2 protein-coding genes are annotated in these 2,142 nt (G+C 64.4%); one reads left to right on the top strand and one right to left on the bottom strand.

What is annotated here, in order from left to right; all coding sequences use genetic code 11:
- Nucleotides 1–164 precede the first annotated feature (164 nt).
- Entirely contained in the window at nucleotides 165–515 is a 351-nt protein-coding gene (locus tag DI573_RS14650) for a helix-turn-helix domain-containing protein (RefSeq protein ID WP_024476679.1), read from the bottom strand.
- Nucleotides 516–586: 71 nt separating this feature from the next.
- On the opposite strand from DI573_RS14650, the gene DI573_RS14645 reads away from it, so the two are divergent.
- Nucleotides 587–1,594: a zinc-binding alcohol dehydrogenase family protein gene (locus DI573_RS14645; RefSeq protein ID WP_024476678.1), complete on the top strand. Its 1,008-nt coding sequence runs from the start codon at nucleotides 587–589 to the stop codon at nucleotides 1,592–1,594.
- Nucleotides 1,595–2,142: the final 548 nt, after the last annotated feature.

Here is a 2,142-nt window from a genome sequence, read left to right as displayed (position 1 = left end):
CTAGGTGTGACGTTATCAATTAGGGTGATGACGACCGGTGACGGGTACCGGTACCTGCTGAACTCTGTCGTGTCCGGTGACGGCGACCGCGACGCCTCGTCTGTGTTGACGCGGTATTACGCGGAGGCCGGGACTCCTGGCTCGATGTAGCGCCGAGGGGGTCGCTACTGGTCGGTTCCGACGTTGTGTTCAACCCAGTCGCGCAGATGCTTCAACGGGGCGGCTGCGCTGTGTCCGAGGTCAGTAAGTTCGTACTCCACGCGAGCGGGAACCTCGGGGTAGACGGTGCGAGTGAGCAGGCCGTGGTCTTCGAGACGCTTGAGGGTCTGGGACAGCACCTTGGGGCTGACGCCTTCCAAGCGTCGTTTGAGTTGCCCGTTGCGTTGCGGCCCGTCTTCGAGCGCACCGATGGCCAGGGCGCTCCACTTGTTGGCGAGCAGGTCGAGCATGTCGCGGCACGGACACATGGCCGCGTACACGTCGTTCCGGTCGCACTCATCCACGGTCTGACTCATACGTTCATGGTATCCGATGGGTACTAGGTTGCCTTGACGGTAACCAGTAGGTCTGGGGAACCATAATTGGCATGACGGCTACGACTGCGATCGGATACGAGAAGAACCTCCCCGCCACCGACCCCGAGGCGCTGACCGCCCGCGAGGTCGAGGTGCCCGAACTTGGACCGCATGACTTGTTGGTCGAGGTCGAGGCGGTCTCGGTGAACCCGGTCGATGTGAAACTGCGGGAAGGCGCTCCTGCGAACGGGTTCAAGGTGCTCGGCTTCGACGCCGCCGGTACGGTGCGCGAGGTCGGCTCAGCGGTGACGCTGTTCGCTCCGGGTGACGAGGTGTACTACGCGGGCAGCATCGACCGGCCAGGTACGAACCAGCGCCTGCATGTTGTGGATGAGCGGATTACGGGGCGCAAGCCGCAGGTGCTGTCGTTTGCCGACGCTGCTGCGCTGCCGCTGACGGCGATCACCGCCTGGGAGACCCTGTTCGAGCGGCTCGCCCTTACCGAGGACTCGACCGGCACCCTGCTGGTGATCGGCGCGACCGGCGGAGTCGGATCGATCATGCTGGCACTGGCCGACGCGCTCCTGCCGAACGTCACCGTGATCGCCACCGCCTCCGACGATGAACGCTCCGCCTGGGTGCGCAACCTGGGCGCGGAGCATGTGGTGAACCACCGCGACGACCTGGCTGAGCAGGTGCTCGCCGTCGCGCAGGATGGCGTGGACTGGCTGTTCACCGCGCATTCCGCGGGGCAGATCGAAACCTATGCGCGGATCGTTCGAGCGTTCGGGCATATTGTCGCCATTGACGACGGTCCGCGCGACGTGTTCCCGCTCAAGGGCAAGAGCATCGCTTGGCACTGGGAACTGATGTTCACCCGCCCGCTCAGGCAGACCCCGGACATGATTGAACAGCACCAGCTCCTGAACACTGTCGCTGACCTTGTAGATCAGGGCCGCATCCGCACCACGGCCACAACGACACTCGCGCCGATCTCACCGACCACACTCCGCGAGGCGCACGAGTTGGTCGAGAACGGCCGCACAGTCGGCAAGGTCACCGTCCACAGATGGGAGTAGACTGAAACCGCGCGCACGCGCATGTTCACAGGCGAGTGCGTTTGCAGAACCTCGGCTAGCTGGTCGTCGAGGATCGTGCGCAGCTCCACCCACTTCTTGTCGTCATCCAGCAACCGGACGCGGCGCGCGACGCGGATGAGGTCTTCGAGGATCGCGATCTCAGCGCGGAGTTCACCGATCGACTCGGCCGCAGTGGCAAGGTCGACCACCTGGTCGACACGGGCCTCGAACTGTGCTCGTTCTTCTTCGGAGATTTCTTCATCGAGGTCATCGAACTCGTCGGGGTTGAAGCTTGGCGCCGAAGCGGAGGCGTCCTCGAAGTCGAGTGCGACGCGGCCGGTTGACCACTCGTCAATAGACGCAGTCATGGAGGTGCTGTAGCGGGCCTCGTCGGTCGCGCGCTGCCATTCCCGCAGACGGGTCTCGAGTCGCACTTGGCGTCGCTCGAGCGATCGGAGGATCGCCTCCGGACTTGAGGCGAGGCGTCGCTGCAGCACGGTGAGCGCGAACCCCACGTTGTTGCCGCGCTTCTTGTCGCCCGCCTGCGC

This window comes from Microbacterium sp. (assembly GCF_003248605.1).
Taxonomy (GTDB): domain Bacteria; phylum Actinomycetota; class Actinomycetes; order Actinomycetales; family Microbacteriaceae; genus Microbacterium.
Note: the sequence above shows the minus strand (reverse complement) of the source record. Positions and strands in the feature narration are given on the sequence as shown.

Excerpts from the sequence above, each read along its gene's own strand:
- DI573_RS14650 (WP_024476679.1), bottom strand. The coding sequence starts at position 515 with ATGAGTCAGACCGTGGATGAGTGCGACCGGAACGACGTGTACGCGGCC.
- DI573_RS14645 (WP_024476678.1), top strand. The coding sequence starts at position 587 with ATGACGGCTACGACTGCGATCGGATACGAGAAGAACCTCCCCGCCACC.